Source organism: Vagococcus hydrophili (assembly GCF_011304195.1).
Lineage (GTDB): Bacteria > Bacillota > Bacilli > Lactobacillales > Vagococcaceae > Vagococcus > Vagococcus hydrophili.
In genome coordinates, this window is the sequence record NZ_CP049887.1 from 662,625 (window position 1) to 684,358 (window position 21,734).

The 21,734-nt window shown below is 33.9% G+C and carries 22 protein-coding genes; 9 read left to right on the top strand and 13 right to left on the bottom strand.

Annotation, left to right across the window (positions count from 1 at the left end; genetic code table 11):
- The first annotated feature begins 14 nt into the window (after positions 1 to 14).
- Complete coding sequence (locus G7082_RS03190; RefSeq protein ID WP_166036005.1) at positions 15 to 656, top strand: copper homeostasis protein CutC; 642 nt, start codon at positions 15 to 17, stop codon at positions 654 to 656.
- Positions 657 to 1,005: 349 nt separating this feature from the next.
- On the opposite strand, the gene G7082_RS03195 is transcribed toward G7082_RS03190, so the two are convergent.
- The 6 genes from G7082_RS03195 to yjbM form a co-directional block, all read right to left on the bottom strand.
- On the bottom strand, positions 1,006 to 1,737 hold the full coding sequence (locus tag G7082_RS03195) for a GNAT family N-acetyltransferase (protein WP_166033783.1): 732 nt from the start codon (positions 1,735 to 1,737) through the stop codon (positions 1,006 to 1,008).
- Positions 1,738 to 1,755: 18 nt separating this feature from the next.
- Positions 1,756 to 2,661 carry a magnesium transporter CorA family protein gene (locus G7082_RS03200; RefSeq protein ID WP_166033784.1) on the bottom strand — a complete coding sequence of 302 codons (906 nt, stop codon included), beginning with the start codon at positions 2,659 to 2,661 and terminating at the stop codon, positions 1,756 to 1,758.
- Positions 2,662 to 2,749: 88 nt separating this feature from the next.
- A complete protein-coding gene (gene mgtE, locus G7082_RS03205) occupies positions 2,750 to 4,117 on the bottom strand; it encodes a magnesium transporter (RefSeq protein ID WP_166033785.1) in 1,368 nt (455 codons plus the stop codon).
- A gap of 16 nt (positions 4,118 to 4,133) precedes the next feature.
- Positions 4,134 to 5,021, bottom strand: coding sequence for an RluA family pseudouridine synthase (locus tag G7082_RS03210; protein WP_166033786.1), 888 nt, complete (start codon positions 5,019 to 5,021; stop codon positions 4,134 to 4,136).
- A 6-nt stretch (positions 5,022 to 5,027) separates the two neighbouring features.
- On the bottom strand, positions 5,028 to 5,825 hold the full coding sequence (locus tag G7082_RS03215; RefSeq protein WP_166033787.1) for an NAD kinase: 798 nt from the start codon (positions 5,823 to 5,825) through the stop codon (positions 5,028 to 5,030).
- 8 nt (positions 5,826 to 5,833) lie between these two features.
- Entirely contained in the window at positions 5,834 to 6,502 is a 669-nt protein-coding gene (yjbM, locus tag G7082_RS03220; RefSeq protein WP_166036006.1) for a GTP diphosphokinase, read from the bottom strand.
- A gap of 149 nt (positions 6,503 to 6,651) precedes the next feature.
- On the opposite strand from yjbM, the gene G7082_RS03225 reads away from it, so the two are divergent.
- Both G7082_RS03225 and G7082_RS03230 read left to right on the top strand, forming a co-directional pair.
- Positions 6,652 to 7,242 (top strand): CYTH domain-containing protein, encoded by a 591-nt coding sequence (locus G7082_RS03225; RefSeq protein ID WP_166033788.1) that lies wholly within the window; start codon positions 6,652 to 6,654, stop codon positions 7,240 to 7,242.
- A gap of 97 nt (positions 7,243 to 7,339) precedes the next feature.
- On the top strand, positions 7,340 to 7,957 hold the full coding sequence (locus G7082_RS03230) for a DsbA family protein (protein ID WP_166033789.1): 618 nt from the start codon (positions 7,340 to 7,342) through the stop codon (positions 7,955 to 7,957).
- A gap of 42 nt (positions 7,958 to 7,999) precedes the next feature.
- On the opposite strand, the gene pepF is transcribed toward G7082_RS03230, so the two are convergent.
- On the bottom strand, positions 8,000 to 9,811 hold the full coding sequence (gene pepF, locus G7082_RS03235) for an oligoendopeptidase F (RefSeq protein ID WP_166033790.1): 1,812 nt from the start codon (positions 9,809 to 9,811) through the stop codon (positions 8,000 to 8,002).
- Positions 9,812 to 9,836: 25 nt separating this feature from the next.
- The gene (locus G7082_RS03240; protein WP_166033791.1) at positions 9,837 to 10,973 is read right to left on the bottom strand and encodes a competence protein CoiA; all 1,137 of its coding nucleotides are present in this window, start codon (positions 10,971 to 10,973) and stop codon (positions 9,837 to 9,839) included.
- 103 nt (positions 10,974 to 11,076) lie between these two features.
- Between G7082_RS03240 and queG the strand changes: the two genes are divergently transcribed.
- From queG to G7082_RS03255, 3 genes are all read left to right on the top strand, one after another.
- The gene (gene queG / locus G7082_RS03245) at positions 11,077 to 12,225 is read left to right on the top strand and encodes a tRNA epoxyqueuosine(34) reductase QueG (protein WP_166033792.1); all 1,149 of its coding nucleotides are present in this window, start codon (positions 11,077 to 11,079) and stop codon (positions 12,223 to 12,225) included.
- 69 nt (positions 12,226 to 12,294) lie between these two features.
- A complete protein-coding gene (locus G7082_RS03250; RefSeq protein ID WP_166033793.1) occupies positions 12,295 to 12,510 on the top strand; it encodes a hypothetical protein in 216 nt (71 codons plus the stop codon).
- Positions 12,511 to 12,669: 159 nt separating this feature from the next.
- Positions 12,670 to 13,110, top strand: coding sequence for a DUF4231 domain-containing protein (locus tag G7082_RS03255; RefSeq protein ID WP_166033794.1), 441 nt, complete (start codon positions 12,670 to 12,672; stop codon positions 13,108 to 13,110).
- Positions 13,111 to 13,159: 49 nt separating this feature from the next.
- On the opposite strand, the gene G7082_RS03260 is transcribed toward G7082_RS03255, so the two are convergent.
- From G7082_RS03260 to G7082_RS03270, 3 genes are all read right to left on the bottom strand, one after another.
- A complete protein-coding gene (locus G7082_RS03260; RefSeq protein WP_166033795.1) occupies positions 13,160 to 14,092 on the bottom strand; it encodes an alpha/beta fold hydrolase in 933 nt (310 codons plus the stop codon).
- A gap of 20 nt (positions 14,093 to 14,112) precedes the next feature.
- Positions 14,113 to 14,742, bottom strand: coding sequence for a TetR/AcrR family transcriptional regulator (locus G7082_RS03265; RefSeq protein ID WP_166033796.1), 630 nt, complete (start codon positions 14,740 to 14,742; stop codon positions 14,113 to 14,115).
- Positions 14,743 to 14,863: 121 nt separating this feature from the next.
- Positions 14,864 to 16,804 carry an ABC-F family ATP-binding cassette domain-containing protein gene (locus G7082_RS03270; RefSeq protein ID WP_166033797.1) on the bottom strand — a complete coding sequence of 647 codons (1,941 nt, stop codon included), beginning with the start codon at positions 16,802 to 16,804 and terminating at the stop codon, positions 14,864 to 14,866.
- Positions 16,805 to 16,991: 187 nt separating this feature from the next.
- On the opposite strand from G7082_RS03270, the gene G7082_RS03275 reads away from it, so the two are divergent.
- Positions 16,992 to 17,636: a redox-sensing transcriptional repressor Rex gene (locus tag G7082_RS03275; RefSeq protein ID WP_166033798.1), complete on the top strand. Its 645-nt coding sequence runs from the start codon at positions 16,992 to 16,994 to the stop codon at positions 17,634 to 17,636.
- Positions 17,637 to 17,721: 85 nt separating this feature from the next.
- Here G7082_RS03275 and G7082_RS03280 read toward each other — a convergent pair whose 3' ends face one another.
- On the bottom strand, positions 17,722 to 18,360 hold the full coding sequence (locus G7082_RS03280) for a CPBP family intramembrane glutamic endopeptidase (protein ID WP_166033799.1): 639 nt from the start codon (positions 18,358 to 18,360) through the stop codon (positions 17,722 to 17,724).
- Between the two features lie 170 nt (positions 18,361 to 18,530).
- On the opposite strand from G7082_RS03280, the gene groES reads away from it, so the two are divergent.
- A complete protein-coding gene (gene groES, locus G7082_RS03285; RefSeq protein WP_166033800.1) occupies positions 18,531 to 18,815 on the top strand; it encodes a co-chaperone GroES in 285 nt (94 codons plus the stop codon).
- Positions 18,816 to 18,844: 29 nt separating this feature from the next.
- Entirely contained in the window at positions 18,845 to 20,476 is a 1,632-nt protein-coding gene (gene groL, locus G7082_RS03290) for a chaperonin GroEL (protein WP_166033801.1), read from the top strand.
- 682 nt (positions 20,477 to 21,158) lie between these two features.
- Here the strand turns inward: groL and G7082_RS03295 are convergent.
- On the bottom strand, positions 21,159 to 21,647 hold the full coding sequence (locus G7082_RS03295) for a hypothetical protein (RefSeq protein ID WP_166033802.1): 489 nt from the start codon (positions 21,645 to 21,647) through the stop codon (positions 21,159 to 21,161).
- Positions 21,648 to 21,734 lie beyond the last annotated feature (87 nt).

Below are 21,734 nucleotides of genomic sequence, written 5' to 3' on the forward strand. Positions count from 1 at the left end.
AGGATTAGTTCGTGATTATAAAAGAATTTTGTGCCGAAAACTTTACTAATATCCCAAGTGCCATTGCTTCTGGTGCGGGTCGTATTGAACTTTGCGACAACTTAAGTGTGGGTGGAACAACGGTTAGTAAAGGTGTAATGACTGAAACCTTAGCTTATTGCGAGGAAAAATCAGTCCCAGTTATGGCGATTATTCGTCCTCGTGGTGGCAACTTTATTTATACAGATACTGAAATTAAAATTATGGAAAACGATATTTATGAAGCGAAAAATTTAGGAGCTGACGGGATTGTTGTTGGTTGCTTAAATGAATCTAACTGGATTGACGAAGAAGCGATGAACATTTTGTTAGATGCAGCAGACGGTATGCAAGTAACTTTCCACATGGCATTTGACGCAATGAGTCGTGACAATCAATTTTTAGCCATTGATTGGTTATCAGAGCGTAAAGTAGACCGTATTTTAACACATGGTGGCATGAGTGGAACACCGATTGAACAAAATCTTGAGTACATTAGCGATTTAATCTCATATGCTAACAATCGCATCACCATCTTACCTGGCGGCGGAATTAATCACAAAAACGTCGACTCAATCGTGAATTTCTTACAAGTCAAAGAAATCCACGGCACACAAATAGTAGATTTTAAGTTTTAAAAAACATAGTGGTGAAAAAGGCGCTGAGCTCCAAGCAACTGGAAGAAATGAAAAACAATTCGTGCTTTTTGAATTGATTTTCATTTCTGAAGTTGTCGTAGGAGCTGCCTTTTGAACCCGGATTAACAGCGTGAATAAAAAATCGTTCTGCTCTGAGTAACTGGAGGTAATATCTAATAATCCACGCTTTTAGGATTATTAGATATTAGTGAAGTTACCGAAGGAGCAGAATTTTTATTCCGAACTAAAACATAGTGGTAAAAAAGGCGCTGAGCTCCAAGCAACTGGAAAAGCAAAACAAAAATAAACCATCTCACACAGAATTTGTAACATTTCTGTGTGAGATGGTTTATTTTTGTTTAAAGGATATCTCTGTCCAACCTAGTTTAAATCCTGCATTGATTGCCACATTCATCGATTTAATATGTGAAAACGATGTACTATAAACAATTAGTATTTCTGGATTTTCAGCTATTATTTTAGAGGTCAATCGATGAACTAATTCAGTTGCAATTCCTCGACTTTCAAATTGAGCATCTAAGATTTCAATTCCAATCTCCCATGTGTACTTGCCGTTCCAATTCGCTCCACAAATAGCTTTTAACTCCCCATCCTCATAATAACCTAATCCTATTTGATCTGGGTCTTTCTCTAAGTAGCAAAAAGCTTCTGTTATCCTCTTATCTTCTTTAAATGTTAAAATGTCTTCTTTCTCAATAAAAACAAACCGTTCATCTAACACAGTCGAAGTAAATTTTTCTCTAATTGGAATAAAAAAAGGATTAATATCTGCTATTTCTAAATCAAAAGAAGTTAACTCTTCACTTAGAATTTTTAAATTATCCATTTCAAGAAACCAATCTGCTTTTTTATTTGCATATGTCTCTTCAAGTTTTTTAGTTAACTTCTCATTTTCAGTTCGTACATATACCTTTCCATCATAACAAACAATATTTCCCTTAGCTCTGGCTTTATACCTTGAATTCTCGCTACTTGGCTCAGTTACAAACAAATTTTCAGCTAAGTCTTTTTCAGAGCAACTGAAATCCACACAAAATTGCTTATTCACTAATACTCTCATTACGGTTTTCTCCTAACATCACATCTTCCGATTTCGTTTCAATCCAAGTATCAACCAACCTATCAAAATCACAGACAAAATAATCAAATATATCCAACCATACTTACTATCTAGTTCAGGTAAATGAATATTCATTCCAAAAAACCCTGTAATCAATGTTGGAATCGTTAGTGCTAGTGACCACACTGTTAAAAATTTCATCGTATCATTCAAATTATTATTCATAATACTATCAAAAATTTGGGAAATTTTATTCACGATTTTAGCTTCCAAATTTGTCATATGATCAATTTGTTCCGCTTCTATTAATGCGTCTTCCAAACGTTCTTTTTCTTCAGCCGAAAAAGATTGCCCATACTTAGATTTCATTAATAAATTCAACACATCCACATTACTTTCTGTAGCACTCACAAAAAAAGTTAAGGTTTGTTGTAAATATGATAATTTAATCAAGTCACGATTCGTTAATTTCTTCGTTAATAAATCATCTAGTTTATGGCGTTCTTTGGTCACTTCTCTTAAAACTGGAATGTAACTATCAATCACATCATTCACACCCTCTAACACAAAAGAAGTTGGCGTTTGATCTCTGTCACCATTAACTAAGTCATGTAACCCTTTGTGCTCCACCTTGCTTTCGCCCTCATTAAACGTAAAAATCGTCTGATGACTGATCAAAAAACTAACTGGTCTTGAACCATAGCGATTCGGTTTATCTAATTTAGTCGGTATATGGATAATGATTAAATCTAAATCTTCCACTGGATCATGAATATAATTACTTTGCTCATAGATATCTGTCACATAATCTAAAATTTCTAAAGGAATGTCATAATCTGTTAAAATAACATTTTTCTCATGTTCGGTAATTTGACTCGTTTCAATCCATTTTAAATTCTCGTTTATTTTATGTTCGCGTAACATTTCAGACGCTCCTCTCACTATTTATTATCTATATTTTAGCATAAAAAAATAGAAGGTAATTTATAAAAATTAAACCTTCTACACTTTTTTAAGTTCCGATGAAAAATCCCATAAATAATTGGGCAATATTAAAATAAATCAAAACACTGGTTAAATCACTTAACGTTGTAATAAACGGCCCACTTGCTACAGCTGGGTCAAAACCTAATTTCTCCATTAACATGGGAATAAAACTTCCTGCTAAGTTCGCCACAGTGATAGCACATAACATGGCAACACCAATCACAAATCCTAAAATAAAGTTATGTTTCCAAAAACCAACCACTAAGAAAATAACCAACCCTGTCACACATCCTGTGATGAGTCCTGTCATAATTTCTCCTAAAATCAGTTTAAAGAATTTTTCGTCTTTGTCATCAGATATCGCCAATCTTCTTACCGCAACCGCCAACGACTGAGTTCCAGCGTTCCCCGCTGTACCTGTAATCAGTGAAATAAAGACAGCCAAAATGCTTGCTTCCGTAATCAGCGACTCATAATGACTAATCAAAGTAGCGGTAGACATACCTAAAAATAAAAGGGTAATCAACCATGGTAATCTTTTTAGAGAGGCTTTCATAGGTGTTTCTGCAATGGCTTCAACGTTTACCCCTGCAAGACCTGAATAATCACTAGCTGCCTCATCATCAATAACATCAATGATATCATCAACGGTAATGATTCCTAACAACCGATCATGATCATCCACAACAGGCACGGCTAAGAAGTCATAATCTCTGATGGTTTTAGCCACATCTTCTTGGTCATCTGCGACATTTACTGAGATAATCCGCTCTTCCTTCATATCTGAAATCAGCGTATCGTCATCATTAACAATCAAGTCTCTTAAGGAGATAACCCCCACTAAACAATTGGCCTCACTCACCACATACACATAATAAATAATTTCTGCTTCTTGCGCTTTTTTTCTTAAAAGGGTTAGTGCAGAACGAACTGTTTGATTAGCAACAATCGAAACATATTCTGTTGCCATTATCGAACCGGCTGTTTTATCTTCATAACCTAAAAGTTGTTTGATTTTACGAACATCTTCGGATTTCATTAAGCTTAAATAACGAGTAACTTCTGATTTATCCAACTGATTCAACAAATCGACGGCATTATCCGTATACATCTCATTTAACATATCAGCCACGTAACGCGGAGACATCTCTGACAAGTAATCTTTCATGTCTTGGTGATCTTCTTCAATCGTATCAAACATGTCAGCCATTTCTTTTGGGGATAAATATGTGTATAAACGATGACGCTCTTGCTCGTCTAAAGAAGAGTAGAACTGACCTTGTTCATAGATATGCCAATCCAAAAACATCTCCCTAAATTCATTCATCTTATCTTCTTGGAGTAAGTGCCTTAAAAATTCAAATTGTCTTTCTAGTTCTTCGTTTTCATTCATAAGGGTTACCTCCTATTTAATCATTTATAATAATTTCCATATCATTTGGTAAGTGTTGTTCCAAAATCAAAGGTTCTCCTGTAAAGGGATGTTTCATTTCTAATCTAGTACAATGAAGTGCTTGTCGGTCAATACCTAAGTCCATGTTACCATCATACATGCTATCCCCTAAAAGAGGACAACCAATTGCTGAAAAATGGACTCTAATTTGATGGGTTCTTCCTGTATGAAGCTGAATTCGAATAAGCGCAACTTGCTTCGTTTTTTTCTCTAACCAATAATCAGTCACCGCTTTTTGTCCTGTTTCAATGACTTGTCTTTTAACAATTGAGGTCACATCTCGACCGATAGGCAAATCAATTCTATCCGACTCTTTTAACTGCTCTATGTTGCCACTAACTAAAGCTGTGTAATACTTTTTCAAATCGCCACTTCTTAACTGCTTATCTAGCATCGCATGAGCAAACCCGTGTTTTGCAAATAACATTAATCCTGTGGTATCTCTATCTAATCTTGTCACCACATGAACCACACGATTTACATAATTATTTTTATTATAATGATGCTTCACTCGGTTCGCCATGGTTCCTTTGGGATGATACTGAGCTGGAATAGAAGCCACACCACTTGGTTTATTAACAACTAGTATGTGCTCATCCTCATAAACAACATCAATCCCACTATCGTCAGGAAGTAAGGTTTCATGTTCTCCCTCATCTGGAACAATCATTGACACCTTGTCTCCTTTAGACACTTCAAAAAGAGCGTTTCTGACTTCATTATTCACGTAAAGCGTTCCACCTTGAAACTTGACTTTTGCGAGTAATTTTCTAGAAACTCCCTGCTCTTTTAGGAAGGATTTTAACTTCATCGACTCTGTGTCCACACACCATGTAAATTCCATATTTTCTCAACTTTCTCCAATAAAGGCATCATTTACTCGACGCCAAAAATGTGTATGACGGTATGAAGCAAACTGTATTTTTTTATCTGATAATTTTAATGTCATTGAGGACAAATTGTCTTGAGGAATCACAAAATGATCCACATGAAGTTGGTAGTTGTCTCCTCTTTTTAACTCTAAACGAATCCACTCATCTTTAGCAATAATCATAGGTGAACCCAATGATCTATAAACACGATTATTAATCGATGCTACTTCATTTAATTGGATAGCATTCACTCGAGGATGAATCACCGCTCCACCAATACTTTTACTGTAGGCTGTTGACCCTGTTGGTGTTGATACTGATAAGCCGTCTCCTCTAAAGGTTTCAAATAATTCATCCTTGATATAAACTTCGGCCACCATGGTTTTGTCTAAATTTTTGACGGTTGCTTCATTTAAAGCTAAGAAATGAGTTGTCTCCTCTGTATCAGAATAATTCAACTCCACATCTAGTAAAGGATAATAAACACCTTTACTCACTTCATCTTTCAAGCTTTTAACAAGTAAATCTAACTCATAATCACGCCAATCAGTATAAAATCCTAAATGACCTGTGTGAACACCAATAAATTTAATTAAATCGATCCGCTCAATATAAGTATGAAAGGCATTTAGTAAGGTACCGTCTCCACCAATTGTAATCACAACATCCGGTGTTTCAGTTTCCAAAATAAAGCCAGCTGAAACTAATTTTTCTTTTAATTCTTTTGCAACATTTACTGATTTTTCTGCTGTATTAGCAACAACTGCAATATTCATTTTTCCACTTAACCTTCCTTTGCTTCATTTTCCTCTTCCTGCTCTAAACCTTTTTTTCTAGGTCCACGATAAGAAAACAGGTGCTGTGCTTCTTGAATTTCATCTCTAATTTTCGACATTTCTTCGTCTAATAAGTAAGCCGCTTCTGCTGTTAACTCAAGACGTGTGTTAATTTCTTCTGGAAATTCCCCTTGATATTTGTAATTAAGAGAATGTTCTATGGTTGCCCAAAAATTCATAGCCAGCGTTCTAATTTGAATTTCTACTAAAATTTTCTTTTCACCAGAAATCAGTTGAACGGGATACTCTATCACTAAATGATATGATCGGTAACCGCTCGCCTTTTTATTAGCTATATAGTCTCTTTCTTGAATAATTTTAAAATCGTTTCGTTGCCTTAATAAACCAACCACCTCATAGATATCTTCTACAAATTGGCACATAATTCTTAAGCCAGCAATATCTTGAACATCACTATCTACTCGGTCTAAATCAATGTTTCTAATTTTAGATTTGGTTAAAATACTATCCAACGTTTTCACACGACCTGTAACAAATTCGATCGGTGTGTGTAAATTATTTTCTTTATATTGTGTTCTAATGCTTCTCAGTTTTACTTTAAGTTCTGAGACCGCTTGTTCATACGGTGCTAAAAATAACTTCCATTCACTATCCATCATTTTCCAATCCCCGCCCTTATTCTTAAGCATACATCGTATATTTTATCATAATTAGACGCAAAACGTTAGATATTTAAGTAGATAAAAGGTGTTATAAATTGTTTTTATTTTAATAAACAGGTAAAATAATTAATTGAGGTGTTCATATGGCAAAAGAGTTAGAAATAGAATTTAAAAACCTATTAAGTGAAAAAGAATATGATACATTACTAGCCGAGTATCAATTAACTGACCTTCATACACAAACTAACATTTACTTTGACACAGAAGACTATCAGTTAAAACAAAAGAAAATGGGACTCAGAATTAGACGAACTAATGACTATACTGAGTTAACATTAAAAGCACCTACTTCTAATCAAAACACATTATTAGAAGTAACCGATCAACTTAATACTTATTTGGATGGTATGCCTTTAAACAAGCAAGAATTACCTGAAATAAGTGAAGTTGCTATTTTTTTGCAAGATCAAGGGATTACATTGTCAGAACTAAGAACAATTGGTGAGTTAACTACGACTCGAGGGGAAATTAACGTAAGGTCAAACGTTTTACTTGTTTTAGATAAAAGTGTCTATTATGGTAAAACGGATTATGAATTAGAAATGGAAGTGGCTGACGCGACAGACGGAGAAGTTTTCTTCTTTGATTTTTTAAAGCATCACACTATTCCAGTACGTGTAGCCGATAAAAAAATAGCACGTATGATGGCTCATAAAAATAGCTTTATGGTATAACAAATTTCACAAGCCTTTTCCTTTAATTTCTATATCTTTTTTGCTAGATTATAGGTAATTAAAGGCATTTAGGTTTTTGGTTAGGAGGCACATGCTAATGATTGAGATCTATCTTTTTATCAATCCTTTAGATGAACAAAGCTTAGCAGCAGAAAAAAAATATTTAGATATTATTAAACAAGAAACAGAAAAAATCCATTTTAGACTGATTCCAGTTCTAAACCCACGGGTGATTCAAAATTATTTAGTCGCAAACAATATTACGACACATAATTTAAGTTACCGTAATGAGTTATTTAGTACCATCTACTCAGCATGTTTAGACCTAAAAGCAGTCCAACTCCAAGGAAAACAAATTGGACGCGCCTTTTTATTTGAACTACAAAAAAGAGTTGGCGGTGAACAACACGTTTATTCAAAAGAGTTAGTCACTGATATTTTACAATCAATAGATGTGGATTTAGATCTTTATGAGGCTGATCGTGCCTCTGATTTAGTGGTAGATTTCTTTAAAATTGATCAACAAATCGCTCAAGAGATGAATGTGGATTCATTTGCGGATGCGGTTATCTTCAACTATCGCTGTGATCGCGATTTCGGTGTTTTGGTTGATGACAACACACCTAATGAAATTATTTATCAATTATTTGAAACAGACTGTGGGTTTGAAAAATACTACGGCACAGATGATGATAATCGTCTGCATTTATATTAAAAAGGTTGTCACAGAACGATTCTGTGACAACCTTTTCTTATTCTATAACGTTTCAATCAACGCTTCAAATTCATTTAATCTTGCTTCAAAGACTTTCATCGCATCACGAATGTAATCAGCTTGAGTCATGTCAACACCAGCTTTTTTCATTACTTCGATTGGATAATCGCTACTTCCAGCTTTTAAGAAACCTAAATAGTTTTCTAAGGCATTTTCTTCGCCTTTAATGATCTTATCAGATAAAGCTGAGGCTGCAGAGAAACCTGTCGCATATTGGAAGACATAATAGTTATAGTAGAAATGAGGAATACGGCTCCACTCAAATGCTATCTCACGGTCTTTTTCCACTTCTGAACCATAATATTTCGTATTTAATTCAGCGTAATATTCGCTTAAGTACTCACTTGTTAACGGTGTTCCTTTCGCGTCTTCTGTGTGAATAAAGTGCTCAAATTCAGCAAATTGAGTTTGTCTAAAGATTGTTCCTTTAAACCCATCTAAATAGTGGTTTAAAACAAAGGCACGGACTTTAGGATCTGTTTCTGTTTTTAACAAGTATTCTGTTAAAAGATTTTCATTAGTTGTTGAGGCAATCTCGGCTAAGAAAATTGAATAATCTCCGTAAACATAAGGTTGGGTTTTACGCGTGTAATAACTATGAACACTATGTCCCATCTCATGAACCAAGGTATATAAGTGATTGATACTATCATGCCAGTTTAATAAGATGTAAGGTTTTGTGTCATAAGCGCCAGAAGAATAAGCACCACTGCGTTTTCCTTTATTTTCAACCACATCAATCCAACGATCCGCATAAGCTTCTTTAACGATTTCTTGATACTCTTCACCTAAAGGCATTAATCCTTTTAATGAAATATCCTTAGCTTCATCATAAGAATACTTAATTGGGGCATCACCAAGAACCGGTGTGTACATATCATACATGTGTAAAGTGTCTACATTAAGTAATTTTTTACGTAAACCAACGTAGCGATGTAATAAATGTAAATTCTCGCCAACAACTTCAAGCAATGTATCATAAACCGCTTCTGGAATATGGTTCGCGCTTAAAGCAGCTTCTCTAGCTGAAGAATAGTTTCTAACTTTCGCACTAAAGTTATGTTTTTTTACATTTGTTCCTAATGTGCTGGCAAATGTATTTCTAAATTGCTCATAGACACTATATAATGCTTCAAAGGCTTCCTTGCGAACTTCACGATTCGTACTTTCCATTAATTGACCAAATAAACCACTTGATAATTCCACATTGTGTCCTTCATCGTCTTTAACGATTGGGAATTTTAAATCTGCATTGTTTAAAACAGAGAAAGTATCTCCTGCAGCTGATAAAATTTCACTAGCATTCGCTAATAATTCTTCTTCTTTAGCTGATAAAACATGAGCTCTTTCATCTGTCATTTCTTTAATGAAGTAACGGTAGATTTCTAAATTTTTATTTTCTTCAAAGTACGCATTGATTTCTTCATCTGTTAGACTTAATAACTCCGGTTGGAACCAAGAAAGTGCTGCTCCAGATTGTGCTGCTAATGTACTGGCACGAGCATAAAGAGCTTGATAGGTTGTATTACCTGTATCTTGATCATTTTTTAAATGTGAGTACACATAGATTTTTTCCACTTCACGATGAACAGCTAATAAATATTCAATGGCACTTAAAAAAGCATCTGCTCCTTTGTTTAGTGTCCCTTGGAAGTTACCCGCTTCTTTTAACTTTTCACTTAAAGCATTATAAGCCACATCAAAGGCAGCATCATCTTTAAAAATAGGGGTTAAATCCCATGTATCCTCAACTTTTAATTCCGAACGATTTGGTAATTGTTTTGCTTCACTCATTATTTAATAACTCCCCTCTCATAATTTACTTATTAATCATACCATATTTTAATGGAATTCCTAAAAATTCCTGACTTGTTTTTTTTAAGGTGAATTTTTTATTCGTTGGATAATAATAACCTTCTTTTTCTATAATTAATTTATTTTGAAGTAAAAAACACAAATACAACGAGAGATGATACTTAATCAACTGACAATCAGAAATTAACGGATAATTTTTATCAAAATTTTGTTTAAGCATACGATAAAGACTTTGGTAAGACATCTTCTTATCTCTTTGAATCCTTTGGTAAATTTGAAATCGCCAAATAAGCTCTTGCTCTTTTAAAAGCACGCTTTGAAAACTAGGTAGCATAATTTCTACTGGCAACTCTCGTAAATTTAAGCCTTCTTGATAGAAAAATTCTTGAAGTTGCAAGCTACTTTTACTTTTCTGATTAAGTTGCTGATTCCAACAATGGATTCGTTTTTCACAGGCAACCTTTGACGCAATTTCATAACTCACTTCTTCATGATTTTTTAAAGGAAACTGCAAAATATCTATCACACTTTCCTTTTCCAAAGAAAATAGTTGGGTCTGATAAAATTTTTTCCAAATACTCGAAACTAAAAAATAGTTGTTTCTAATCTCTTTTTTAGAAATATCCAACTCCCAAACATAAAAACCGATGTTCTTCGATAAATACACAAACTGTCTCTGCATAGAACTACATGAATCTTTCCATTGTAATTTAGTGCCTAAAATCCAAAGCACTTGATAACCAAATGCTTGATAATTAATAGTTCTCTCTTTAAAACGCGCAATACTAAGCGGGCTACACTGAAATTCAACTGCTATCTTGCGGTTAATTAAAACATCTGGTCGTTGTTGTAATTCAGGTAAAAAAGCTTCTAATTCATAATCAATCCCATATTTTTCACAATTAGCTGCGATTAATTTTTTCCCCACTAAATGTTCTTCTGACTCATTCTCTGAAAAAAAGAAACACTGACTATTTTTCTTATGAGCAAAGTGAGGCATTATTACCGTCCCATTCTTTACAATGATTTCACTTTTACAGCCAGGACAATAATGTTTCTTCTTTTTTAGCCCTGTGATTTCTTCTCGACTCAACTGGCTTAGGTTAACTCTTTTCCCTTCACTTGTTTCAGCAATCAACATATCCTCTTCACTCCCTTAAATAAACATTCGAATTCTAATGGAGTTTCAGTTGAATTTTCAGCAGATATATCAGATACTAATAAAAAAAGAAGGGATCAAAAAAATGTATAACACACTCAAAGAACAAATCATCGCAGGAAGTAAAGAAATTGGTATTGATAAAATCGGCTTCACTTCCGCAGATCCTTTCGATCACTTGAAACCAAGTTTATTGGAACAAAAAGAAAATAATCATACCACTGGCTTTGAACATCAAAATATCGATGAACGAGTTTATCCAGAGTTAATATTTGATCAGCCAAAATCGATAATCTCCATTGCCTTAGCCTATCCTTCTCGCATGACTACACGACCTGAAAAAGTCCGTGGTGAAAAACGAGGGAAATTTGCGAGAGCCTCTTGGGGAACAGACTATCATGACGTATTAAAGGACCGAATGGCAAAATTAATTGCTTACATTCAAGAAATCAGTCAAGATGATCCTGATATTACCTTTAAGCCCATGGTGGATACTGGAGAATTAATTGATGTCGCCGTTGCTCAGCGCGCTGGTCTTGGCTTTATCGGAAAAAATGGCTTACTTATCACAGAAGAATTCGGCTCTTATGTTTATTTAGGTGAAATCATCACTAATATTCCTTTTGAACCTGACACACCAAAAGAAAATCAGTGTGGTAGTTGTACAAAATGTGTGGATTATTGCCCGACGTCGGCTTTACTTGGTGACGGGCGGATGAATGCGACGCGCTGCCTTTCTTATCAAACCCAAACAAAAGGGATGATGCCTGAAGAATTCCGTCCAAAAATTAGAACCATTATTTATGGCTGTGATATTTGTCAGGAAGTTTGCCCCTTTAACAAAGGAAAAGATAGCCATTTTCATGATGAAATGGAACCAGACCCAGAAATTGTCCAACCATTACTCAAGCCTTTATTAACTATTTCAAATAAAGAATTTAAAACTAAATTTGGGATTTTAGCAGGCTCTTGGCGTGGAAAGAAACCGATTCAACGAAATGTCATTATCGCTTTGGCTAACTCAAGAGATAAAACAGCTATCCCAAATTTACTGCAATGCATTGAAGAGGATCCAAGACCCGTGATTCGTGGAACGGCTGCTTGGGCCTTAGGAATATTAGGTCAAGGAAATGACGCCATCAAAGAATTTTTAATCGATTCCCTTGAAAAAGAAGATGATCAAGAAATAAAAATTGAGTTCGTCAATGCCATAAATAAGATAGATACTAACTAAAAACAGCTTCCCTATATTTTATAACAAGCGTATAATGAAAATAAACGTTAAATGTTAGGAGTTTGATGTATGGCAGATTTAGGTTTTATCATTGCTATTGTTGGTTTTTGTTTACTTAGTTTTCGTTTCACCGATTACTTACCTTACCTATCTAAATGGCAAAAGTTAGGGTTAGTTTTACTATTTATTGGACTCATTGTTCTTATGTTCTTCAACAGTGCCATCGATTTCTATAATAGTTTCTTCCATGGATTTAAAGATGGGGTTAAAAACGGACCAAATTAGCATAAATAACAACACTTAATGTCATTTTTATTTGTTTTTCAATTAAAAATAAACGTAATAACTTAAAAAGTTTAATTATATTTCTGAATACCATTGAAACTCTTACTTTTTTATAATAAACTATTAATATGTTCAATAAAAAAGGAGAGTTACTTATTTATGTATGAAAATTTCAATTATTTAGATGATCGAGTGGATAAACAACTTAAACACTACAAAAAGAAAACCACTTGGTTAAAAATCAGCTATTCACTACTTTTCTTCATCCAAGTGTTCGCTGCTGCAGCATTACCTTTAGTGACTTTGTTATCTGACGAGATAGCTAAAAATGTCATTATTAGTTTAGTTGGGGTGACTATTCTAATTTGTCAGCTATTATTTAGCACCATTAATTTTAAGGAGCAAATCCAAGAATCAAAAGATATTATTTATTATATGGAAACAGAAAAATATTTATATCTAAATCATAGTGGGAAATACGCTCAAAAAAATACTGAAGAAATCACTGATTTATTTGTTGGTGAAATTGAAAGAACCTTTAATAATTTTACTAAAAAAAATATTCGACCAAAAAGAAAAAGAGACATTGAGTTTAGTTAAAAACAAAATAGAGAGGAAGACCTAATAAAGGCCTCCTCTCTATTTTTGTTTATTCCTTTAAAAACGCCTGTGTCATTTCTGAGATTTCTTTTGCTTTTGTGTGGTGTAAATAATGCCCACCTTCTAAAATTTTGATTTCTGATTTTTGACTGTTTTTTATCATATCTTTGTGTATCTTTAACCAATCGGCATCGGGTTCAGTACTTTCTGTTGCTAAGAAGTACATAACAGGTAACGCTTCTGGATAGTTGATCGCTTTTGTTTTTTTGAAATTTTCTGGCATTGCTTTAGCCTCATTCATCGTGCCATTAGATGCTATATTTTTAAATGAAAGGTATTTATATTGTTCTTTTAACCCTGGTGTCACATTAGGTAAATTCAGCATTCCTTCATCTGTGTCAGCAAATAATCTGAACAATCCAGAGTGACTCAAAAAACTAATAACTCCCTCTTGATTATCGTCACCTTTCCCTTGGGATGGTAAACTGCTATCGATTCCTACAAATGCTTCGACTTCATTTGGATATTTTTGAATATATTCCAATGAATAAACACCTGAAATTGAATGAGCCATTAACGTATATTTTTTTATTCCTTTACTTTCCAGAACTGCATGAACTTCTTCGACTAAATTATCCACAGATCGTTCTTTTTTCGTATCATCACTTAAACCATATCCTAATGGCTCTACCACTACAACTTGATATGTTTTTTCAAGTTCGTCGGTAAGTTGTTTGAAATCAATGACTGGAGAAGCTGTCATAAAGCCTGGCAGAAGAACGATTGTTTCTTTCCCTTTTCCAGAAATACTCACTCGCATGTTTTCCCCGTTTACATCCACTGCCTCACCGTAATTAGCTATTTTATCCTTCTCATTATGTAATTTGATTTTATTAGTTACAAATAATCCTGCAAAAAATAAGATAATGATGGTTAGCATCCCTAATATAATAAATCCTATAATTTTCATTGCTTTTTTCATTTTACACTCTCCTTTTTTATTTAAGACACTGCTTTTAATATTGTATTCATGGTAGCTTCGTTTAGCACATCGATTCCACTTGCTTTTAAAACAAATTGGGCTGTCTGCAATTTATCAATAAACGTCTCTTGTGTATTAGGAAACATTGAATAGATAAACCATGTACTTGTCAAAAGAATAACCACTTCTGACATTTGTTTAGGTGGCACGTTTTGGATGGAACCATCTATAATTCCCTCTTCGATACATCTCTCAATTTCTGGTCCAAGATAACTAAGGATTTGACGATTATAAAGAGCTGAAAAGGTCGGATCTGTTAATAGGCCTAAAGATACTCTAGTCGTCTCCAAAAGCTCTTGATTAAACATACTTTCTAAAAAAATCCTTTGAATTTTTTCTAAACCATTTAGAAAGGTGTTGTTTTCTATTTCTTTTAATATTTCTTTTTTTAAGATAAATCGTTTCGATATTTCTACAATAATGTCGTATTTTGACTCAAAATGATGATAGATCGCCCCACGAGTCAAACCGTCTAAACCAGAGACAATATCACTAATTGAAGTTTGTTCGTATCCTTTTTCAATAAAAAGGTTAGATGCTGCGTCTAAAATCATTGTTTTGGCTTGTTCTGCTGTATATTTCTTGCCCAAAGTTAACTCCTCCTAAAAAACATTCAATCGTTATGTTTTTAATTTAATTCATTTTTAAAATAAAGTCAAAAAAAAAGCACTAAAAGTTATTTAAGCCACTCATAACTTTTAATGCTCTTGTCTATTCAAACTCTTCTAATTCAATCGAAATTGTTTCCCACTCTTCAAGAATATGTTCTTGTTTTTCAAAAGATTTATTTAGCTTATCGTTCAGTTCTCTTAAAGCTTCATGATCCTCTAAATTACTCGGTAACTCCATTTCTTTTTGAATAGTCTCAATCACTTCTTCAATCTCATGGAGTTCAACTTCTAATTTTTCGACTTGTCTTTCTAGTTGACGTTTCTCTTTTTGTTTTTGTTTATCCAATACAAAATTTTTCTTTGTATCCGTAACTGATTCACTAACCTCTGCTGTTTCTTCTTCACGAAGTTCTTTTAATTGTGCCTCTTCCAACTTTTTCTCCAAGTAGTAATCATAGTTACCATGATACAACTTGCTGCCATCCTCGGATAACTCTAAAACACTGGTAGCGATTCGGTTAATAAAATATCTATCATGAGAAACAAATAACAGCGTTCCTTCATAATCAATCAAGGCATTCTCTAAAACCTCTTTACTATCAATATCCAAATGGTTGGTCGGCTCATCTAAAATCAAGAAATTATCACGATTCATCGACAATTTCGCTAAAGCAACACGCGCTTTTTCCCCACCACTTAATAAAGGAATCGTCTTTTTTACATCATCTCCAGAAAAGAGGAAACTACCCAATATGGTTCGAATATCTTTTTCTGGTGTGGTTCGGTGCTCAGACCACAATTCTTCTAGTACAGATTGATGAGAGGTTAAATTAGCTTGTTCTTGATCATAGTATCCCACAGTGACGTGATGACCTAGTTTTTTAGAGCCTTTAATTAAGGGAATATCTTCTATGATTGATTTTAATAAGGTCGACTTCCCTACACCATTAGGACCAACTAAAGCAATCGCTTCTTGTTTTCTCACTTGGAAATCAATTGGCTCACACAGAATAGTTTCTTCGTAACCAATCGCCGCTTGTGCGACATCCAATACTTCACGACCTGATTGTCTTTCAATACCAAACAAGAATTTTGCTGATTTTTCATCCCCTTGTGGTTTATCCATTCGGTCCATTTTCTCTAACTGTTTTCTTCGACTTTGAGCTCGTTTTGTTGTCGATGCTCGGACTAAATTTCGCGCTACAAAATCTTCTAATTTTGAAATCTCCACTTGTTGTTTTTCAAATTCTTTCCATTCTCGCTCTAAACGTTCTGCCTTTTGATCCAAATAACGGCTATAATTTCCTTTATAATGACTCATTTTCATGCGGCTAATTTCATACACTTCTTGAACGATTTTATCTAGGAAATAACGGTCATGAGAAACCATTAATAAAGCCCCTCGATAATTTTGAAGATAATTTTCTAACCAACCCAATGTTTCAATGTCCAAGTGGTTGGTCGGCTCATCTAAAATCAATAATGAAGGTTTTTCCAGTAATAACTTAGCCAAAGCTAGACGTGTTTTTTGCCCACCAGATAAGTTACTAATCAAGTGATCTAAATAACTTTCATCAAATCTAAAACCATGGAGCACAGATTTAATTTCCGATTCATAACCGTAGCCATTTAAATCATTAAATTCATGCTGAAGACGATCGTATTCATTTAAAACTTGCTCATATTGTTTCGCATTTTCTTGTACAGTGATATCTGATATTTGAGCTTCAAGGGCTCTTAAACGACGTTCCATTTTTTGAATCGGTTCAAAAACAGTTAACATCTCTTCCCAAATTGTTTTGGTTGATTCAAGACCAGTATGTTGATCTAAATATCCGATTGTTAAGTCTTTCGTTTTAGAAATTGATCCTTGATCAGCTTCCTCAATGCCAGCTAATATTTTTAATAATGTTGATTTACCTGCCCCATTACGACCGACTAAAGCAATTCGACTTCTATCTTGAACTTCTAATTGTATATTTTGAAATAGCACCTCGTCACCAAAAAGACGCGCTACCTGATTTGCTTGTAATAAAATCATCTCATTCTCCACCTTTAGTATTCTTTGCTTAGTTTATCATATAATTTACGCTAGATGCTCATTCAATTGTGATTATTGTCATCTTTTCCAAGCGTAAAAATTGCATTTAATTAATGGAGACTGTATTCTATTAACGTGAAGATTATAACAATGCTTAATGTTTATTATAATAAGTGAGGGAAAAAATATGAAAGAAGCTGTCATTCCAAAGGCAACAGCAAAACGCTTGCCTTTATACTATCGATATTTAAAATTTTTATTTGATTCAGGAAAGAACAAAGTTTCATCTACTGAATTAAGTGAAGCTGTGAAAGTGGATAGCGCTACTATCCGTCGTGATTTTTCATACTTTGGAGAATTAGGAAAACGTGGCTATGGTTACGATGTAGAAAGTTTAATGAACTTTTTTGCTAAAACATTAAACGAAGATAAATTAACGAACGTTGCTTTAGTTGGTGTGGGTAATTTAGGTCACGCTCTAATTAACTACCGTTTCCACCAAAGCGACAGCATCCGTATTAGTGCTGCTTTTGAAATCGACGAAGATATCGTTGGTCGCATTTTGGACGGTGTGCCTGTTTATTCTTCTAGCGAGTTAGTTCAACAAGTGAAAGAACAACACATTGAAGTTGCTATTTTAACTGTTCCAACACACTCTGCTCAAGAAAACGCAGATCGTTTAGTTGAAGCTGGCGTTAAAGGGATTATGAACTTTACACCTGTTCGTCTTAATGTTCCTGATCACGTTCAAGTTCAAAATGTGGACTTAACAAACGAAATGCAAACATTAATTTACTTCTTATCACACTACAAAGAAAACAAAGAAGATTAAATAAAAAACATTCATTTATCCTAAATTTTAGGATAAATGAATGCTTTTTTTATTATTCAAAAGGCAATACTTCTAAATACATTTTTTAATTCATCGTCAATTGCAATAAAATCACCAGCGTATTCATTCCAGCATGGGCTATTATCGTCGTTAAAATTGAACCTGTTTTTTTATATAGTAGAAAGAAGAAAAAGCCTAAACCGCCATACAGTAAAAAATGACCATCTCCGTGCATCACAGAAAAGATTGCCGAACTGATAATAGCACTCCACCACACATTCAACTTTTGATTCAAAAAATTAATCAAACTAAAGCGAAAGATAAATTCTTCCATAATCGGTCCTGCTATTGTCACTGCCAAAATAAAAAATGGCGAAGCTCGTACCATGTTAGCTATATCTTGCGTATTTTGTGATCCTGTCGTTTGTTTTAAGACAATCATCTCAAACATTCCTATAATAATTTGTAAAAACCAACTCATGATAATTCCAAGTAAGCCGATCAAGATAATTTTAGAAAGCGGCATGTTTCTTTCTGACATCGTGCTTTCTTTTTTAGTCTTCATATTTATTATGGTTAGCACAACTGCCCCCAATAGATACATCACAGCGGTTAAGTTAGTCAGCATACCTTTTGGTACAGTTAAAGCAGAAAATAAAAGTGGACTATTTAAAACGCCTAAAAAAATAAAAACACTTAATAGCGTATTTTTATTAATATTCATAAAACCATCTCCAGATATTTTTCTTCATCATACCATAGAAAAAAGCCACAACTCATCAAAATTCTTGCAAAAATATTTTTTTATAGGTATGATGTAAGAGTAGTTTAGCACTCCGTATTGACGAGTGCTAAAGAAGTAAAAATTATCTTTTATATTCGGAGGGATATCAATTGTTAAAACCATTAGGCGATCGCGTCATTATCGAAGTTAAAGAAGAAGAAGAAAAATCTGTAGGTGGCATTGTTTTAACATCTGCATCAAAAGAAAAATCACAATCAGGTGTGATTGTAGCTGTTGGACAAGGACGTACTTTAGACAACGGAACAACATTACCCGTAACAGTAGCAGTTAACCAAACTGTTTTATTTGAAAAATATACTGGTCAAGAAGTAAAACATGATGGAAAAGAATACCTAATCCTTCATGAAAAAGATATTATCGCAATCGTAGAATAAAAAATAATTTATGAGGTGAATGATTAATCATGGCAAAAGATATTAAATTTTCAGAAGACGCACGTAGTTCAATGATGCGTGGTGTTGATACATTAGCTGATATTGTTAAAGTAACATTAGGACCTAAAGGACGTAACGTTGTTTTAGACAAATCATTTGGTTCTCCATTAATTACAAATGACGGCGTTACAATCGCTAAGGAAGTTGAATTAGAAGACCGTTTTGAAAACATGGGTGCTCAATTAGTAGCCGAAGTTGCTTCTAAAACAAACGACATCGCAGGTGACGGTACAACAACTGCCACTGTCTTAACTCAAGCTATCGTTCGTGAAGGACTTAAAAACGTGACTGCTGGCGCTAACCCAATTGGGATTCGTCGCGGGATTGAACTTGCAACTAAAAAGGCTGTTGAAGAATTACACGCCATTTCTAAACAAGTTGATTCAAAAGAAGCTATCGCACAAGTTGCGGCAGTCTCTTCAGGAAGTGACACAATCGGTGACTTAATTTCTCAAGCAATGGCAAAAGTTGGTAACGACGGCGTTATTACGATTGAAGAATCAAAAGGAATCGAAACAGAATTAGACGTGGTTGAAGGAATGCAATTTGATCGTGGTTACTTATCACAATACATGGTAACTGATAACGATAAAATGGAAGCTGTCTTAGAAAATCCATACCTTTTAATTACAGATAAAAAAATCTCAAGTATTCAAGATATCTTGCCTTTACTTGAACAAATTTTACAACAAAACAAACCGTTATTAATTATTGCTGATGACGTTGATGGGGAAGCTTTACCAACACTTGTATTAAATAAAATCCGTGGAACATTTAACGTAGCGGCTGTTAAAGCTCCTGGGTTTGGTGATCGCCGTAAAGAAATGCTTGAAGATATCGCAACACTTACTGGCGCAACAGTAATTACTGACGAATTAGGCTTAGACTTGAAAGAAACAACAATCGAAGCTTTAGGTACAGCAAGTAAAGTGGTTATCGATAAAGATAGCACTGTTATCGTTGAAGGTGGCGGAAACAAAGAAGTCATCAGCAACCGAGTAGCGTTAATCCGTTCTCAAATCGCTGAAACAACTTCTGATTTTGACCGTGAAAAACTACAGGAACGTTTAGCTAAATTAGCTGGCGGAGTTGCCGTGGTTAAAGTTGGTGCTGCAACAGAAACAGAATTAAAAGAATTAAAACTACGCATTGAAGATGCTTTAAACGCTACTCGTGCAGCCGTTGAAGAAGGTATCGTTTCTGGTGGTGGTACAGCATTCGTTAATGTTTTACCTAAATTAGCTGAAATCGATGTTACTGGGGACGAAGCTACTGGTGTGAAAATTGTTTTACGTGCTTTAGAAGAACCAGTTCGTCAAATCGCTGAAAACGCTGGATTAGAAGGTTCAGTGATTGTTGATAAATTAAAACAAGCTGATCACGGTGTTGGTTACAACGCTAAAACAGATGAGTGGGTAAACATGATCGAAGCTGGAATTGTTGATCCAACTAAAGTAACTCGTTCTGCTCTACAAAATGCAGCAAGCGTATCTGCTTTGTTATTAACAACAGAAGGCGTTATCGCTGACAAACCATCTAAGGATATGCCTATGATGCCTGGTGGCGGAATGGACCCATCAATGATGGGCGGTATGATGTAATTCAAAATTTAGATAAGCCTTGATATAAAAGGAACCACATGAGTAATTTAGGCTCATGTGGTTTTTTTGATGTGGATTGTGATGTTGAAATTTCATATGTGCTCTCCTCACTCAGAAATATACTTTTCTATTATTTTTTCAACTTCATTTATTTCAACAATATTAAGGGCATCAAATAAAAAATATTTTCCATTTATTTTCTTTCAAAAGAAGAGTTAATAGGAGGAAAAAGGAACAGAAAGATTAATCTTGATGATTATTAACATTTTGAAATCAGGTTACTATATGGTATCATGAAGGTATAAAAAAGAGGCATACGCTAATATGCCCCTCGTAGTAGAATTACAGCCGTTTCAAAGACGGTGACAGCTCTAAAATGATTTGGTAACCATCTTAACTCTCGTCAAAGTGTTAAAAGATGGTTACTTTTTTTGATTCTTATCGTCATAAAGCTTTAGTACTAACATTGCAAAAGCAATCATTAGCGACAGTGCTTCAAAAACAGACACGCAATTATTCCTTTCTAGGGAAAATGCTTTTATTACGAATCATCATAAGGCATCACCCCTCTCTCAAGAGACTAGCCACTATCTTTTCACTTCTATATTCTACTGACGACAGTATAACACAATCCTACTAATAATCAGTAATCATTTTATTAAAAAGTAAATTCCTAAAAAAATTATTTATTAAAGTCATTTAAAAAAGATTGGAAAGAACTATTTTGTATTTCTAATAATTCTGTTTTTGTTCCTCGTAACTTTCTTTTTGGTTCTTTTTTCTTCTGATTTTTAGTTGGCAATTTTTCTGAGTTTAGTATACAAGTAGGTTTGAAATTATTTTCATTTGCTAACACATTATAATAAGCAACTAATTTAATTTGAACTGCCTTCACTAAACTTGTGACATCTTTATAATTTATTATATACAAATAAATATAGGTAGCTTTTTTATCTTTAACAAAATGAGTACGAATTGAAATAGTTACCAACTTATTCAAATGTTTCATTTCTACTTCAAAATAAAAAGAATCTGTGGTATTCGAAATATTAGATTTCACTTGTTGAACAGCTGATATTTTTTTAAGGTCAGTTCTTACTTGTTGCACAATAATTTCATAATATCGTTCTGAAGCACCATTTTTTTTGAAAAAAATTAATTTCTTACCCATCTACAATCAATCTATTAACACCTCTTTACTTTTTTATATTCACTAATGTGGATATTTTCCTATTAGACTAATAATATTTTGATTTTA

Bases quoted from the DNA above. Each gene is read 5' to 3' on its own strand.
- G7082_RS03195 (WP_166033783.1), bottom strand. From the start codon at position 1,737: ATGAGAGTATTAGTGAATAAGCAATTTTGTGTGGATTTCAGTTGCTCT.
- G7082_RS03200 (WP_166033784.1), bottom strand. From the start codon at position 2,661: ATGTTACGCGAACATAAAATAAACGAGAATTTAAAATGGATTGAAACG.
- mgtE (WP_166033785.1), bottom strand. From the start codon at position 4,117: ATGAATGAAAACGAAGAACTAGAAAGACAATTTGAATTTTTAAGGCAC.
- G7082_RS03210 (WP_166033786.1), bottom strand. From the start codon at position 5,021: ATGGAATTTACATGGTGTGTGGACACAGAGTCGATGAAGTTAAAATCC.
- G7082_RS03215 (WP_166033787.1), bottom strand. From the start codon at position 5,825: ATGAATATTGCAGTTGTTGCTAATACAGCAGAAAAATCAGTAAATGTT.
- yjbM (WP_166036006.1), bottom strand. From the start codon at position 6,502: ATGGATAGTGAATGGAAGTTATTTTTAGCACCGTATGAACAAGCGGTC.
- G7082_RS03225 (WP_166033788.1), top strand. From the start codon at position 6,652: ATGGCAAAAGAGTTAGAAATAGAATTTAAAAACCTATTAAGTGAAAAA.
- G7082_RS03230 (WP_166033789.1), top strand. From the start codon at position 7,340: ATGATTGAGATCTATCTTTTTATCAATCCTTTAGATGAACAAAGCTTA.
- pepF (WP_166033790.1), bottom strand. From the start codon at position 9,811: ATGAGTGAAGCAAAACAATTACCAAATCGTTCGGAATTAAAAGTTGAG.
- G7082_RS03240 (WP_166033791.1), bottom strand. From the start codon at position 10,973: ATGTTGATTGCTGAAACAAGTGAAGGGAAAAGAGTTAACCTAAGCCAG.
- queG (WP_166033792.1), top strand. From the start codon at position 11,077: ATGTATAACACACTCAAAGAACAAATCATCGCAGGAAGTAAAGAAATT.
- G7082_RS03250 (WP_166033793.1), top strand. From the start codon at position 12,295: ATGGCAGATTTAGGTTTTATCATTGCTATTGTTGGTTTTTGTTTACTT.
- G7082_RS03255 (WP_166033794.1), top strand. From the start codon at position 12,670: ATGTATGAAAATTTCAATTATTTAGATGATCGAGTGGATAAACAACTT.
- G7082_RS03260 (WP_166033795.1), bottom strand. From the start codon at position 14,092: ATGAAAAAAGCAATGAAAATTATAGGATTTATTATATTAGGGATGCTA.
- G7082_RS03270 (WP_166033797.1), bottom strand. From the start codon at position 16,804: ATGATTTTATTACAAGCAAATCAGGTAGCGCGTCTTTTTGGTGACGAG.
- G7082_RS03275 (WP_166033798.1), top strand. From the start codon at position 16,992: ATGAAAGAAGCTGTCATTCCAAAGGCAACAGCAAAACGCTTGCCTTTA.
- G7082_RS03280 (WP_166033799.1), bottom strand. From the start codon at position 18,360: ATGAATATTAATAAAAATACGCTATTAAGTGTTTTTATTTTTTTAGGC.
- groL (WP_166033801.1), top strand. From the start codon at position 18,845: ATGGCAAAAGATATTAAATTTTCAGAAGACGCACGTAGTTCAATGATG.
- G7082_RS03295 (WP_166033802.1), bottom strand. From the start codon at position 21,647: ATGGGTAAGAAATTAATTTTTTTCAAAAAAAATGGTGCTTCAGAACGA.